The following is a 14509-nucleotide window of genomic DNA, read 5'->3' as shown; positions in this document are numbered from 1 at the left end:
GCCCGTCCCCTACTGCACGCGAATACGCGGATTGAGATAGGCGTAGCCGACATCGGAGATGAGCTGCGTCGACAAGACGACGAACACCGACACCAGCGAGCAGCCGAGCAGCAGGTCGATGTCGTTGTTGCTCGCCGCCTCCACCAGCGTGAAGCCGAACCCCTGATAGCGGAACATCACCTCGACGATGACGACGCCGGTGAGCAGCCAGGGAAACTGCAGCATGATGACGGTGAATGGCGCGATCAGCGCGTTGCGCAGCGCGTGCTTGACCACCACCGCGCCGAAGCCCAGCCCCTTCAGCCGCGCCGTGCGGATGTATTGCTGCGTCATCACCTCGACCATCGAGGCGCGTGTCATTCGGGCGATGTAGCCGATGCCGTAGACCGCCATGGTCATCACCGGCAGGGTGAAATTGTAGAAGCTGATCCCCTCGCGCGTCGCCGTCGCCGCCGACCCGTTCAGCCACCCGAGCCAGGAAGCGAAGATCACCGCGAAGATGACGCCCGACACATATTCGGGCGTCGCCGTGGTGGCGATCGAGGCGATCGACAAGGTCCGGTCGGTTTTACTCCCCTCGCGCATCCCCGCCAGGACGCCGATCAGCAGCGACACCGGCACCATCACCAGCATCACCCAGAACATCAGTATGCCCGTCGCCCCGAGCGCCGGGAACAGCTTTTTGGCCACCGGCACCTTGAACTTGGTCGAGCAACCGAAATCGCCCTGCAATATGCCCGAATAGCGCGCCTCCGCCGGCTCGTTGCAATAGGAAAAGCGCGGCACCGCCTGGCCCGTCGTCGGATCGACGTTCGGCTGCTTCTGCACCACACCGAGCCATTGCCCGTAGCGGACGAAGAAATTCTGCCGGTAGCCGTTCTTCTGCAGCCAGCTTTCCAGATCCTCAGCCGAAGACCGCATGTCGAGCTGGCTGATGGCGAGCTTCTTCAGGTTCGGTTCCAGGTTGACCAGGAAGAACACGACCAGGGTCAGACACAGCATGGTCAGCGCCATGACGCCGAGACGCCTTGATACGAAGCTTAGCACGGTTTCCCCTTCCCCCGTTTTCGGAGGTTGTTATTGGTTGCCTGCGCAAAGGGGGCTGGTGGCCTGGCCGAAACAGATGGTCCCCATCCGTTTCGACAAGTCAGTCCGCAAGCTGTTGATCCGGTGGGGCGATTTTTCCCAACAGATGGGCACCATCTGTCAGGATCGCACCACCAGGCCCCTTTTCCGTCAATTTCAGGCCTCGTCCAGCCAGACCTTTTCGAGATCGATCTCGAAGGTCTGATGCATGCCGTGGTTCTTCACCGCCGGCACCGAGTGATTGTAGAGCTTGCGCCAGTACGGCTGGATGATGATGCCCGCATCCTGGATATGCTGCTCGATATCCTTCATCACGTCGCGGCGCTTGTCGGGATCGGGAATGGCCAGCGCCGCCTCGATCTTGGCATCGAGGTCCGGGTTGGAATAGGCCGATTCGTTCCACGCCTCGCCCGTCCGATAGGCCAGCGCCACCACCTGGATGCCCAGCGGGCGCATGTTCCAGTTGGTCATCGAGAACGGGTACTTCGTCCAGTCGTTCCAGAAGGTCGAACCCGGCAGTACGGTGCGCTTCACCTTCAGGCCCGCCTCGCGCATCTGCGCGGCGATGGCGTCGCCCGTGTTCTTGTGCCAGTCCTCGTCGACCGAGATCAGTTCGTGCTCGAAGTCCATCTGGCCGGCTTCTTCCATCAGCGCCTTGGCCTTTTCCGCGTCGCGGGCGATCTTCGGCAGTTCGGCATATTCGGGATGGATCGGGCAGACATGGTGGTTTTCCGCCACGTCGCCGGCATTGTCGTAGCCGAGCGCCAGCACGGTCGCGTTGTCGACCGCCAGCTGCATCGCCTGGCGCACCTTCTGGTCGTCATACGGCTTGTTGTTGACGTTGGTGCGCGCGACGATGGTCGTTGCCGTCGTCACCTCGGACTTGACCAGGCCGAGACCGTCGAGAATGTCGATGAAATCGGCCGTCGTCTCGTAGTTGGCGTGGATTTCTCCCGATTCGAAGGCGCTGACGGACGCCGACGGATCGGTGCCGTAATCGATGAACTCGATGCCGTCGAGATAGGCCTCGCCGCCCCACCATTTGCCGTCCTCGCGCTTTTTCAGCACGACCCGGTCACCCACCGAGTAAGACACCAGCTCGAACGGTCCGGTGCCGATCGGATTGGCGACGAAATCGCGGCCGGTCTCGTCGAAGCTCGGATGCACGACCAGCGCCGGATAGTCCGCCAAGCCCGGAATGACCGAGATATCCGGCGTGCTCAGCGTCAGCTTGATCGTGTGGTCGTCGACCTTCTCGACCGCGCCCTCGCGCACCTGCTTGGTCTCGGCATCGACGATCGATGCCAGGCGGCTCGGCATGGAATTGCCTTCCGCCGTCTGGTCGCACCAGCGGTTGATGTTGTAGATCACGTCGTCGGCGCCGAACGGATCGCCATTGTTCCAGGTCACGCCCTGGCGCACCTTCAGCACATATTCCGTGGCGTCGTCATTGACTTCCCAGCCTTCGAGCAGCCGGCCCTCGAAGGTGAATTCGCGCGTGTACTTGACCAGCGGCTCCAGCGTCTGGCGCATCGCGTTGGCGATCTCCGACCAGTCCGCCGTGCGCGGATCCTTGTTGTCCTTGATGAACATCGCGATCTTGATCACGCCGCCCTTCTTGGGCTCCTGCGCCATGGCTGGCGTCGGGGCGGCGAGGCCCAGCATGCCGTAAGCAGCCGCGGTCGAGGCGCCAAAGGCGCTTGCCAGGGCAAGAAATTCGCGGCGGTCCATCCTTCCAGCCCGCGCTTCGGTCGCCAGCGCCTCGATACGGCCCGGCACCTTGTCGCCATTGCTCTTGAAAAACGTCATCGACGCACTCCCATTGTTCCCGTTGTCGGTTCTTTTTAGCATTTCGCATCCGGGCCCCATTGTCAAAAAAACGCAGGGGCTTCCGGAACTGCCGGAGTTTGCAACGTTCCATGCAGAACAGATGACGGATTTGCGACAGGCCTGACGCAAAAATGATACCCAAAGCCGATTCTGCAACAGCAGCCGGCGCTTCATCCTGACATCTCGTGACCTACGGGCGCGCTCGGCGGCACCGGCACCATTGCCGATTGACGCCTCGAAACCGCCTTGTTAAGCCTGTCACACGCTTGAGGTGCTCCATTGGTGCCGTCCACCGCACCTGGAGAAAAGGGAATGCGGAAGGGCGTCCGACAGAACGCCCCAGCCGCAGCTGCCCCCGCAACTGTAAGCGCCGAGGTTCCTCACATGCCACTGGGTTTCTTACCCGGGAAGGCGGGGAAACCGTTGAGGCGTCAGCCAGGAAACCTGCCTTAAGTCGTCACCTTCCGGATGCGGGGACGCTTTCGGGGCTGTGCTTCTCGCAGTGGTGACGAAATGTCATCGCTGGCGGGAACGACAAGGAAAACCTTCCCTCTCCGGCAACATTGAAGTCCGCTTCCGGGAGAGGCAAGCATGCTTTCAAGACTGCAAATTCCGCCATACCTGATTGGCGTATCGACGCTGATGCTTGCGGTGCCGGTCCTGCCGGCCGCAGCGCAGGATTTCGACCTTGGCACCATTGTCGTCACACCGAACCGCGCCCCCACCGACCGCAGCAAGGTGGGCTCCAGCGTTGCGGTGGTCGACAGCGAGGAGATCGAGGCACAGTCGCTGCCCGTCATTGTCGAATATCTCGATCTGCTTCCCGGCGTGTCCATATCGTCCCCCGGCGGCCGTGGTGCCGAGGGCAGCCTTTCCGTGCGCGGCGCACCGCGCCGCTACGTCAAGACGCTCTACAACGGCATCGACATTTCCGACCCCACCAACACGCAGGTGCAGACCTCCTATCAGTATCTGCTGTCCGGCGGCATCGACAGGATCGAGGTGCTGAAGGGATCGCAAAGCACGCTCTACGGATCCGACGCCATCGCCGGCGTGATCAGCCTGTCGACATTCGCTGACGTCGAACCCGGCATTGCCCATGTCATCCAGGGCGAAGGCGGCTCCCATGGCACGCTCAGCGGCTCCTATGGCCTGCGCGCGGCCAATGAACAATCGAAGCTGTCGCTCAACGTCATCGGCTTCCGCACCGACGGCATCTCGTCGGCCGCCGCCGGCACCGAGCGCGACGGCTACGAGAACATCACATTCGATGCCAATGTCGAGCACGCCTTCTCTGACGTCTTCTCCGTCTTCGCTTCCGGGCTCTATATCGACGCCGAAGCGGAGTTCGACGACGACGGCGCCGTTCCCGGCGATAATCCCGACAACACGAATTTCAGCAAGCAGCTTGCAGGCCGTATCGGCTTCAACCTCAACCTGATGGATGGTCGCTTCACGAACAGCGTCTCGTTGCAGGGCTTCAACATCGAGCGTGACATCTACTCCACCACCTACGGCCCCTATAATGGCACCTTTGAGGGCACTCGCGTCAAAGCCGACTATCAGGGCGGCTTCGAGATCAACGAGCGCCTCGCCCTCCAGTTCGGCGCCGATTACGAACAGCAGAACGCAAAATACGCCGACGATTCTGTTGGCTCTACACCGACCGACGATTCGTTCCACCAGGCCGGCGCCTGGCTACAGGCCAACCTGCAGCCGGTCGACAATCTCCACGTCTCGCTCGGCCTGCGCCACGATGACCATAGCGGCTTCGGCGGCCACACGACCTATCGCTTCACCGGCGCCTATCTCATTCCTGATCTGGGAACGAGGCTGCACGCCTCGCTGGGCACCGGCTATCGCGCCCCCAGCCTCTACGAGCTCTATGCCGGCTTCGGCACCGGCAATCCAGACCTTCAGCCCGAAACCAGCTTCGGCTTCGACTTCGGCGTCGAGCAGAAATTCCTTGACGAGCGCATCACCGCGGATGTGACCTATTTTCAGCTCGACATCGACGACCTCATCGACTGCGTTCCGACCGGCCCCTTCTCATGCCAGTATCGGCAGATCGCTGGCACCTCGCGCCAGCGGGGTGTGGAGGCTTCCCTGACCTATGCGGTGAACGACTGGCTCGAACTCGGCGGCGCCTACACCTACACCCGTTCGGTCGATCAGAACGATATGCGCCTGCCGCGGGTGCCGCGCCACGCGATCGGCCTCACGGCGGCGGTGCGCCCGGCGGAAAAATGGACCCTGTCGGCGACCGCCAGGGCGAACATCGACACGGTCGACACCGGCGGCGCCAAGCTGGACGATTACCTCCTCGTCAACGCCAAGCTCGCCTATAAGCCGACCGAGGACAGCGAGCTTTACCTGCGCGCCGAAAATCTCCTCGACCAGCGCTACCAGACAGCGCGCGGCTTCAATTCGCCAGGCTTTTCGGTCTTCGCCGGCTTCAAGGCGAAGTTCAAGCCATGAGCACAAGGGGTCGGAAGCGCATCCTGTCTCTTTTCGGCCTCGTCCTTCTGGCCGGCGCGCTCCTCGCCGCGCCGGCGCCCGCCGCGCCCAAGCGTGTCATGCCGCTTCCCAACGCGCCCATGCGTGTCATGTCGTTGAATGTCTGCACCGACCAGCTCGCCATGGCGCTGGCCGCGCCCGGCCAGCTCGTGTCTGTGTCCTTCCTCGCCCGCGAGCCAAGCCTGTCCATGCTGCATGAGGAGGCAAAAGAATACCTGGCCAATCGCGGCCTCGCCGAGGAAGTGTTCCTGCAAAAGCCGGACCTCGTCGTCACGGGCACCTATTCGCTGCACAACACCAGCGCGCTCCTGAAGCGCCTCGGCTTTGCCGTGGAGGAGTTCTCCTTCGTCCAGACCCTCGACACCATCCCCGGCGAAATCCGCCGCATGGGCAGCCTGCTTGGCCGCCAGGACAGGGCGGAGGAGATCGCCACCCGCTTCGCGGCTGAACTCGCCGACATCAAGCGCCGGCAGTGCGACCGGCGCCCATCCGCCATCGCCTATGACCAGAACGGCGTGGCGCTCGGCCGGGGAACGCTGGCCGATTCCGTGCTTGAGGCCGCCGGCTTCAGGAACCTCGCCGCCGATCTCGGCGTCGTCGGCATGACGCCCTTCCCGCTCGAGCAGATCGTCGTGCAGAGGCCCGACGTCATCATCACCGGAAAGCCAGCCGGCGCGCCGACGCTGGGCGCGCAAGTGCCGCGTCACCCGGCCATCGCCGCCCTGCCGGGCACCCGCATTGGCGCCTTCGTGCCGGAAGGCTCCTGGTCCTGCGGCGCACCCTCGGTCATCGAGGCGGTGCGGGCGCTCGCCCGGCTGCGCGCGGAAATCGCCCCGTGCCCGGCACCAGATCACAATAGTTCAGAGCGGGATGCGGGCGAAAAACCGCTTCGCGCTTTTCCTCATCCCGCTCTGGGAGCGCCCCGGTGAGGCCCGCCCTGCTCAACACCGGCCTGGCCGTGCTCGCACTCGGCCTGTTCGTCCTGTCGCTGCTGGTCGGCCCGGCGGACCTGCGGTTCGACGAAAGCATTCTTGGCCTGTTTGCCGCCGCACAATACCACGGCGAGGGGGCAGGCATCATCATGCGCGAAATCCGCCTGCCGCGCGCCCTTCTCGGCCTCGGCATCGGCATCTCGCTCGGCCTGTCGGGCGCCGTGCTGCAAGGCTTCCTGCGCAATCCACTGGCCGAGCCCGGCATTATCGGCGTGTCGGCCACCGCCGCGCTCGGCGCCGTCGCGGTCTTCTATTCCGGCCTTGCCGGCAGTTCGCTCTACGCGCTGCCCGCCGGCGCGCTGATCGGCGCGCTCACCGCCGTCCTGATCCTGCTTGCCATCGCGGCCCGGCAGGGGTCCACCCTGACCCTGATCCTCGCCGGCGTGGCACTCTCCAGCCTGGCGGGCGCGCTGACCTCGCTGGTGCTCAACCTGTCGCCAAACCCCTTCGCCGCCTATGAAATCATCTTCTGGTTGCTCGGCTCGCTGAAGGACCGCTCGATGGAGCATGTCGCACTCGCCCTGCCATTGATGGCGTTGGGCTGGCTGCTGATCGCCCTGTCGGCGCGCGCCATCGATGCCCTGTCGCTCGGCGAGGAGGCGGCTGCGAGCCTCGGCATCCATATGGGCCGCGCGCGGTTCCTCATCGTCGCCGGCGTCGCGCTTTCGGTGGGTGCTGCAACGGCGGTGGCCGGTACGATCGGCTTCATCGGCCTCGTCGTCCCGCATCTGATCCGCCCGCTGACCGACCGATTGCCGAGCAGCCTCCTTCTGCCCGCCGCCCTCGGCGGCGCGGCCCTGCTGCTCGCCGCCGATAGCGCCGCCCGCCTCGTCCTGCCGGCCGGCGAATTGAATGTCGGCGTGCTGACCGCGCTGATCGGCGCGCCCTTCTTCCTGTGGCTCGTCATGCGCGTGCGCCGGGAGATGCTCTGATGCGGCTCACCGTCGACAACATCCGTGTCAGCCTTGGCGGTCGGCTGGTCGTCAACGGCGTTTCCCTGAGCATCGAGCCGGGCCGCGTCGTCGGCCTTCTCGGCCCCAATGGCGCCGGCAAATCGACCCTGATGCGGGCGCTCGCCGGCCAGGTGGCGGCCAGCGGCACGATGACCCTCGGCCCGCATGACCTCACAGGAGCATTTTGCAGTCAGGTGGAATCACCTGACGTCCGCATAAATGCGGAAAAACAAAGAGATAGACCGGTTCAGCGTTTCTATGAAACACTGCACCGGTCTAGGATCGGCCCGGCCGAGCGCGCCCGCCTGATCGCCTATCTGCCGCAGGCGCGGGCCATCGGCTGGCGCCTGAAGGTGCGCGATCTGGTGGCGCTCGGCCGCCTTCCCTGGCGCTCCTTCGGCAGCCGGGCTTCCGCCGAAGACCACGCCGTGGTCGACCGCGCCATGGCCTTGATGGACGTGACCGCTCTCGCCGACCGCATCGCCACCGAATTGTCCGGCGGCGAGCAGGCCCGCGTTCTGGCGGCCCGGGCCGTCGCCCAGCACACGCCGCTGCTCATCGCCGACGAGCCCGCCTCGGGCCTTGATCCGGCCCATCAGATCACCATGATGCAGGCGTTGCGCCGCTTGGCCGGCGATGGCCGCACGGTGCTGGTCTCCCTGCACGACCTGACCCTGGCGGCGCGCTGGTGCGACGAAATCGTCATGCTCAAGGAAGGCACGCTCGCCGCCGCCGGCACGCCGGAAACCGTCCTGACCGACGAACGGCTGGCTGAAATCTACGGCGTCAGGGCGCACCGGGCGCGCGACGCCAAGGGCCTGATCCTCGCTCCGGTCGATCTCATCGGCGCAAGCGACCAGCCATGACCGTCTGGCCCGACCTAAAACGCCCCGGCCCTGCCGAGGCTGAACCGGTGGCCTCGCCATCCGACCACGGCAGGCGCCTTTCCCCGCCCCCGCTTGACGTCCCGCAACGCGGCGTCGCCAACGACAATGCTCCGCCGGTTCCGCCGGCGGCCGGCCCCGCCGCGACCGTGCGCGGGAAAGCCCTGACCGGCGGCATCATGGCAACGCTCCTCGTCTCGATCCTCGCCCACGCCGGAATTGTCGCCTTTCTGGCCGAACACTGGCCGGTCGAGGGCATGGAGGCGGCGGCCGACGCCGTCTCGGTCGAACTGATCCTCGAAGCGCCGCCTACGCCACCGGAAGAACCGGTCATTAGCGAGCAGGCCATCCAGCCGGAGGACGAGCCGGAAACGCGGAATGCTCCCGACCTCACTCCAATCGAAGAACCTGTTGAGGCCGAAAACGAAAGCTCGAACAACGATTTGTCCGACTTTCCGGAATCATCGCCTTTACAAGACCAGCCCGTCGAAACGCCCGCATCGCCGGTGGACGAGATCGTCCTGCCGCCGCTCGATCCGGCCCGCAGCGCCGTGCTCGCCACGCCACCGCCCGTGCCCTTGCCGGCGGATGCGGTGCCTGTTCCCACACCACGGCCGACGCCGCCCGTTGTTCGAAAAGCGCCGGCGACGCACAAGGCAAGCCCACCCCGGCGCCAGGCGGCCAAACCGCAAGCAGCAAAGCCGGCGCCCGCCAATTCCCGGTCCGCAGGCCGGCAGGGTGGCGCGACCAAGGGCGAGCAGGCCGCTTACGCGCGCCGCCTCCTCGGGCATGTCCAGCGCCACAAGCGCTATCCGCGCGCGGCAGAGCGGCAAAACATCACCGGCTCGGCCAATCTCTCCATCACCATCGACCGGGCGGGACGTCTTGCCGGCGTAAGGCTGCGCAAGGGGTCAGGCGACGCGGTCCTCGACCAGGAGGCGCTCGCCACCGCGCGCCGCGCCGCGCCCTATCCAAGACCGCCCGAAGGCGTCGGCGGAAAAACGATCAGCTTTTCGGTGAAGCTGGACTTTCGACGTTCGAATTAGAGCATTTGCAGTCAGGTGGAATCACCTGACGTCCGCATAAATGCGGAAAAACAAAGCGCTAGACCGGTTCAGCGTCCGGCCAATGCAGCCTTGGTGTTGATCAGCCCGTGACCGAAATCCTCGTCGCGCCCGGGTGGTCCGAGATCAACGGCGGTTCGAGCAAGAAGCGTTGCCAGCGCCGCCGGTTCCTGCTTTGCGCCCGCCCGCATCAGATTGGCGATTGCCCCCGAGACGATTGCCGCGGCAAAAGACGTGCCGGTCACCACATCCGTCCCGCCGGGGATCGGCGCAATCACATTGACGCCCGGCGCCGACAGATCCACATAACGCCCGCGATTGGCCTGCCCCATCAGCTTGTCATGCACGTCCGTCGCCGTCACGGCGATCACCCCGTCATAGGCGGCGGGATAGCCGAACGGCGCGCCGGGACCGTTGTTGCCGGCCGCGGCCACCAGCACGATGCCGCGCGCCATGGCATTGCGGCAGGCAGCGGCAAACAGCGGGTTTTCCGGCCCCACAAAGCTCATATTGATGATCTGCGCGCCCTCGCTCGCCGCCCAGTCGAGCGCCGAGAGAAGCACGTCCGTGCTCGAAATACCGCCCTCGAAGGCGCGCGCATGCAACAGCCGCGCGCCGGGCGCCATGCCATGGAACGGCCCCTGCCCGGCAATCAGCCCGGAGATCGACGTGCCATGGCCGCGATCCTTCACCGCCATGTCGGGCAAGGCGTCGAATTCGCCGGCCACCACGCCCTTGAGCGCCGGGTGCTCGGGGTCGAGGGCCGTGTCGATGACCGCGACGCTGACCGTCTCGCCGCTCGCCTCGGAAGCATCGAGGGCGATCCTCTCGAATGCATAATTGACGATGCCCGCCGCCTGCTGAAGCTCGAAGATGTGGTTGGGAACGCGCGCGGCAAGCCGCCCGTCGCCGGCAAGCTGCGCCAGGACGAAGCCCACCGGCCGGCCGTCGGGAATGCCGAACCGCGCCACGGTCTGGCCGAGCAGGCCGGACACGCGCGTCGAACGCACTTGCAGCCCGAACAGTGCGGCGACCTCCGCAGCCACGCCAGCCCCGCCATCGAGCGTCACCAGCACCTCGTCCGGCACGAAAGCCCCGGAAATGGCCCGAGGTGACGTGACGGGCGATGTTCGGGGTGGCTGGATGGGTGCCGGCGTTTGCGTTGCGGGATTGCCCTGCCCGCCACCTTGTGCCGCGTCGGTGGGAGCGGAAGCGCCGTTCGGCGCCGGCGGCGCGGCATCGCCGCCTTGCCCCGGCCCGAACAGATCGGCCAGGATCTGCGGCAGCAGAACCACATTGCGCCCGCCTGACGGCGCGGTTTGGGAAGTCTGCGCCGGGTCGCGCGCCGTGGAGGGCGGAGCGCTCTGCGCAAAAGCCGCAGTGGGCGAGAGAAACAGGATGGCGATCAGAATAGCGCGAACCATGGGATCTTTCCTGCAAATCGAGCTAGAGCATTTTGCAGTCAGGTGGAATCACCTGACGTCCGCATAAATGCGGAAAAACAAGGAGCTAGACCGGTTCAGCGTTTCCATGAAACGCTGAACCGGTCTAGCTGCCGGGCTTCCGCCCCGTCACCACGGTTTCAACGACATCGGTTTTTTCCAGTGCGGCGGCGATCTCGTCATACTGCGCGACGGTCTCGGCGGACACAAGGACGCGGTAGAGCCCGCCGGGCAGCGGCCCGGCGTCGATCTCAAGCCCGAGTTCGCCGAGCGCCGCCGAGACATCAGCCATGGATGCGTCGCCCTTGAAGGTGACGAAGGCAAAGGGCGCATCCTCGCGATCAGCCCCGGCAACGGAGTAATGCTCGTTGCCGTTGAGATTGATCCACACGGTCTGCCCGACGAGGATCGCCAGCGCCAGCCCGGCCGCCACCCAGGCGGCCTGCACAGGCATGGACGGCATCAGGCGGGTGAGCCGCTCGCGCAGCGAGAGCCTAGCCGCCCGCTCGGGCCCGGCTTCACGCTCCAGCGCCCTGGAAAACCGTGCCAGCGCATCGGCCGGCGGCCTGATCGCCTCGTTCCCGGCCGTCGTCGCGGAATACTCGCTCTCGACCTCGGCCAGCGAAGCCATCGCCTCGGGATCGGAGGCCAGCCATTCCTCGACCTCGTGCAACTCCGCACCCGAAAGGGTTCCGTTCAGGAAGAACGGCAGTAGCGCCTCGAGCCGGTCACGGCGATTTGCAAAAGCGTTTTCACTCATGGCCAGCCTCGATCATATCCGGATGCCTGCAAGGCTTCGCCGAGCTTCTTGCGGGCGTAAAACATTCTTGTCTTCACCGTGGCGACGGGCACGGCCAGGATCTCGCCGATCTCGGTAACGGACTTGCCGTGATAATAGGCCAGATCCACCACCACGCGATGCTCCTCCGAAAGCATGTCGACAAAGCGGCGCAAGGCGGATGCCTTGTCGTCCTTCATCGCCAATACCTCCGGCGTGTCGGCACTGTCGGCCATCGCTTCGGCCTGGCCCTCTTCCAGCGCGCTTTCGGTGCGCTTGCGCAACGCCGAGAGCGCCTTGAAGCGGGCAATGCCGATGAGCCAGGTCGAGACCTGGGAACGGCCCTCGAAGCGCGGCGCCTGGCGCCACACTTCCAGAAAAACCTCGTTTGCGATGTCGTCTGCCATGGTTTCCGATCCCGTCTGGCGCATCACGAAGCGGAACACCCGCGCGTGATGGCGCATGAACAAGAGCCTGAGTGCCGCGCGGTCGCCGCGCCCTACCCGCGCCACCAGCGCTGCGTCGGACGCAGGGTCCGGCGCGCCGCTCATGGCAGGCCCTTCCATGCTGTGTCGCGCGGCGGATCGACTTGGTTCATCGCATTCTCCCCCAATTGTCGAAACGCTACCCGATGATGCTTACCAAAACCAGAAGCAGCAACCGGTGAACCTTTTCACGCCCCCGTCAGACCCACGCAATAGGGTCCGCATGGTGCGCGCCCGTGAAAGGAGTGTTCTGATGACACGAAACCACGACTGCAGGCAGTCGATGGAGCCGCCCCGGACGTCGTCCGGCGCGGCTTTGTTGACGCTGCGTAAGCGACGGCGTACCCTCGTCGTTGACGGGGTTGATAAAAACCCTGCTTCGAGGGGATTAGCCGGGAAAAGCGGGATCGGGCGCGACACGAACGCCCCGCCGGCCACCTCCCCGAACGGTATCGGGAGGCATGTTATGCGGCACAACCATCGGTTCTCGACGCGCGGCGTCGGGAAGACGAACCTCCGTTCCAGCTTTTTTGCCAGGCATACAGCATCAAGACATCTTGCATCGAGTTCCGCGGCCATTGCTCTTGCCCTGGCCGCGGGTATAGCGCTTGCGGCGCCCGTCCAGGCGCAGGACAGCGCCATCATCCAGCCGGGCTTCATGGCCGTCACGGGGTTCCCCGGCACGGTCATTCCGGGCTTCGAGGAAGGTCTCCTGCCGGGTGTCGATCCGGTCGACGAGACCTTCATCGACATGGAGCGCGCCTCGCTGCGCATCTTCGACATGACCTGGCTTGGCGCGCCGCCAACCGGTCAGGTCGTCTTCACGCCGCCGCCCTTCGAGGTGCCGGCCGGCGAGATCGGCCAAGTCTTCGGCCTCGCCTATGACGACGGCAAGCGCGACGACACGACCGCCATCGTGCCGAACCTCTATGCCGCCGCCACCTCGCTGCATGGCCTCCAGATCGTCACCGAGGACGAAGACGAGGACGGACGTCCTGAGCGCCAGCGTCGCGGCACAGCCGGCGCCCGCTTCATGGACGGCCAGTTCGGCGAGAAGAACGGCGGTGGCCCCGGCTCGATCTGGAAGATCGATGGGATCACCGGCGCCGTGGAATTGTTCGCCGACATTGACACCAACAGCGGCCCCGGTATCGGCAACGTCGCCTTCGATCGCTCGCACCGGCAGTTCTTCGCCTCCGACCTCGACACCGGTCTCATCCACCGCATCGACATCGACGGCAACCTGGTCGACACCTTCGACCACGGCGTCGAAGGTCGGCCCACGCGTGGACTGGCTCCGCTCGCCGACGACGGCGCGGTGATGGACATCGCCGGCGCCGCCTTCGACGCGGAGGAGCCCCGCACATGGGGCTACACGCAGGAAGAGCGCCGCGTCCACGGTCTCGCCGTCCATGGCGGCAGGCTCTACTACGCGGTCGGCGAGGAGGCGGAAATCTGGTCGGTGGGCATCGCCCGCGACGGGACCTTCGCCGGCGATCCGCGCTGGGAGCTGACGGTGGAGGCGCAGGAAGACCTCGCCGTCACCGACATCGCCTTCGACACGCGCGGCTACATGTATCTCGCCCAGCGCGGCGAGGTGGAGAACCGCTACGACTATTCGAGCTTCGCCGACAGCGGCGAGGCCTCTGTCCTGCGCTACTGGCGCGAAAGCCCGGACGATCCGGCAACGGAAAGCATCTGGGTGCCCGTGCCGCAGGAATATGCGGTCGGCTTCCCCGAGCCTCACCGCCAGACGGCCGGCGGCATCGACCTGCAATATGGCTATGATGCGCAGGGGCAATTCAACCGCAACGCCTGCAGCGACACGCTGGTGAAGACCGGCGACAGGCTGCGCGACAATCCGGCGCTCGAAGACCAGCTCGTCGAAGGCGGGCCGTTGGCCGTTCATGGGGTGCAGCTCACCGCATCCTTCCTGGTCCGGCCGCAGAACGAACCGCCCTTCGGCTCGTGGTTCACCGATTACGACGGCTTCTTCGACAATCCCGAGGTCAAGGGTCACGTCGGCGACGTCGAGGTCTGGCGGCCCTGCGAGGGGCGCGCGGGCTATTACGAGCCGATCCCCTATCCGGGCGACTATCCCGTGCCCGGCTGGCCTCCCGGCTTCCCGCCGCCAAACGATCTGCCCCCCTGTATCGAGGTCGAGGCTGCGGACTATTTCTGCACGCCCGCCGGCCTCGAGGCCGATCTCTACATCCGTGACCGCGCCGGTATCGGCGGCGATTCGCTCTCTGCGAAATCGCTGACCCCCGGCGTCGGCGTTTTCCCGCCCAAGCAGACGGTGCCCAGCCTGGCAACGCCGTTCACCTTCAGTGTGACCGGCCATTTTCCCGGCGAGACCGTCGATCTCGGCCTTTGTTTCTACAAGGATGCCGATGCGAAGGCGGGTGGCTACTTCCCCTGTTGCAAGGTGAATTTGCCGCTCGAAACGCCGCTTGAATCCTGTGCACCGTGAGGGAG

General features: G+C 65.4%; 11 protein-coding genes and 1 riboswitch. Of the genes, 6 read left to right on the top strand and 5 right to left on the bottom strand.

Translation table 11 applies throughout. The features are described 5' to 3' along the window. Nucleotides 1-9: 9 nt before the first annotated feature. Nucleotides 10-1047 (bottom strand): ABC transporter permease, encoded by a 1038-nt coding sequence (locus tag AB843_RS16915; RefSeq protein ID WP_087587134.1) that lies wholly within the window; start codon nucleotides 1045-1047, stop codon nucleotides 10-12. Between the two features lie 195 nt (nucleotides 1048-1242). After that, nucleotides 1243-2895: an ABC transporter substrate-binding protein gene (locus tag AB843_RS16910; protein ID WP_048648062.1), complete on the bottom strand. Its 1653-nt coding sequence runs from the start codon at nucleotides 2893-2895 to the stop codon at nucleotides 1243-1245. 275 nt (nucleotides 2896-3170) lie between these two features. Beyond that, nucleotides 3171-3381: riboswitch (cobalamin riboswitch) on the top strand. 126 nt (nucleotides 3382-3507) lie between these two features. Here AB843_RS16910 and AB843_RS16905 point away from each other — a divergent pair. The 5 genes from AB843_RS16905 to AB843_RS16885 are packed head-to-tail and all read left to right on the top strand — an operon-like array spanning nucleotide 3508 to nucleotide 9308. Then, nucleotides 3508-5394 carry a TonB-dependent receptor plug domain-containing protein gene (locus tag AB843_RS16905; protein WP_048648061.1) on the top strand — a complete coding sequence of 629 codons (1887 nt, stop codon included), beginning with the start codon at nucleotides 3508-3510 and terminating at the stop codon, nucleotides 5392-5394. Beyond that, on the top strand, nucleotides 5391-6362 hold the full coding sequence (locus AB843_RS16900) for an ABC transporter substrate-binding protein (RefSeq protein WP_082143874.1): 972 nt from the start codon (nucleotides 5391-5393) through the stop codon (nucleotides 6360-6362). The genes AB843_RS16905 and AB843_RS16900 overlap by 4 nt, the downstream gene beginning before the upstream one ends. Further along, entirely contained in the window at nucleotides 6359-7357 is a 999-nt protein-coding gene (locus AB843_RS16895) for a FecCD family ABC transporter permease (protein WP_048648060.1), read from the top strand. Before AB843_RS16900 ends, AB843_RS16895 begins: the two co-directional genes overlap by 4 nt. Next, the gene (locus AB843_RS16890; protein WP_048648059.1) at nucleotides 7357-8244 is read left to right on the top strand and encodes an ABC transporter ATP-binding protein; all 888 of its coding nucleotides are present in this window, start codon (nucleotides 7357-7359) and stop codon (nucleotides 8242-8244) included. Before AB843_RS16895 ends, AB843_RS16890 begins: the two co-directional genes overlap by 1 nt. Next, nucleotides 8241-9308: an energy transducer TonB gene (locus AB843_RS16885; RefSeq protein WP_048648058.1), complete on the top strand. Its 1068-nt coding sequence runs from the start codon at nucleotides 8241-8243 to the stop codon at nucleotides 9306-9308. Before AB843_RS16890 ends, AB843_RS16885 begins: the two co-directional genes overlap by 4 nt. Nucleotides 9309-9376: 68 nt before the next feature. On the opposite strand, the gene AB843_RS16880 is transcribed toward AB843_RS16885, so the two are convergent. From AB843_RS16880 to AB843_RS16870, 3 genes are all read right to left on the bottom strand, one after another. Beyond that, nucleotides 9377-10750, bottom strand: coding sequence for a S8 family serine peptidase (locus AB843_RS16880; protein WP_048648057.1), 1374 nt, complete (start codon nucleotides 10748-10750; stop codon nucleotides 9377-9379). 124 nt (nucleotides 10751-10874) lie between these two features. Continuing rightward, nucleotides 10875-11528, bottom strand: a complete 654-nt coding sequence (locus AB843_RS16875) for an anti-sigma factor (protein ID WP_048648056.1) — start codon at nucleotides 11526-11528, stop codon at nucleotides 10875-10877. Then, nucleotides 11525-12097, bottom strand: a complete 573-nt coding sequence (locus tag AB843_RS16870; protein WP_048648055.1) for a sigma-70 family RNA polymerase sigma factor — start codon at nucleotides 12095-12097, stop codon at nucleotides 11525-11527. The genes AB843_RS16875 and AB843_RS16870 overlap by 4 nt, the downstream gene beginning before the upstream one ends. Nucleotides 12098-12497: 400 nt before the next feature. Between AB843_RS16870 and AB843_RS16865 the strand changes: the two genes are divergently transcribed. Continuing rightward, nucleotides 12498-14504, top strand: coding sequence for an NHL repeat-containing protein (locus AB843_RS16865; protein ID WP_048648054.1), 2007 nt, complete (start codon nucleotides 12498-12500; stop codon nucleotides 14502-14504). Nucleotides 14505-14509 lie beyond the last annotated feature (5 nt).

The sequence above is a fragment of the Nitratireductor soli genome (assembly GCF_001050155.1).
Classification (GTDB): Bacteria; Pseudomonadota; Alphaproteobacteria; order Rhizobiales; family Rhizobiaceae; genus Nitratireductor; species Nitratireductor soli.
The sequence above is the reverse complement of the archived record's forward strand: the minus strand, read 5'-3'. Positions and strand labels throughout refer to the sequence as shown.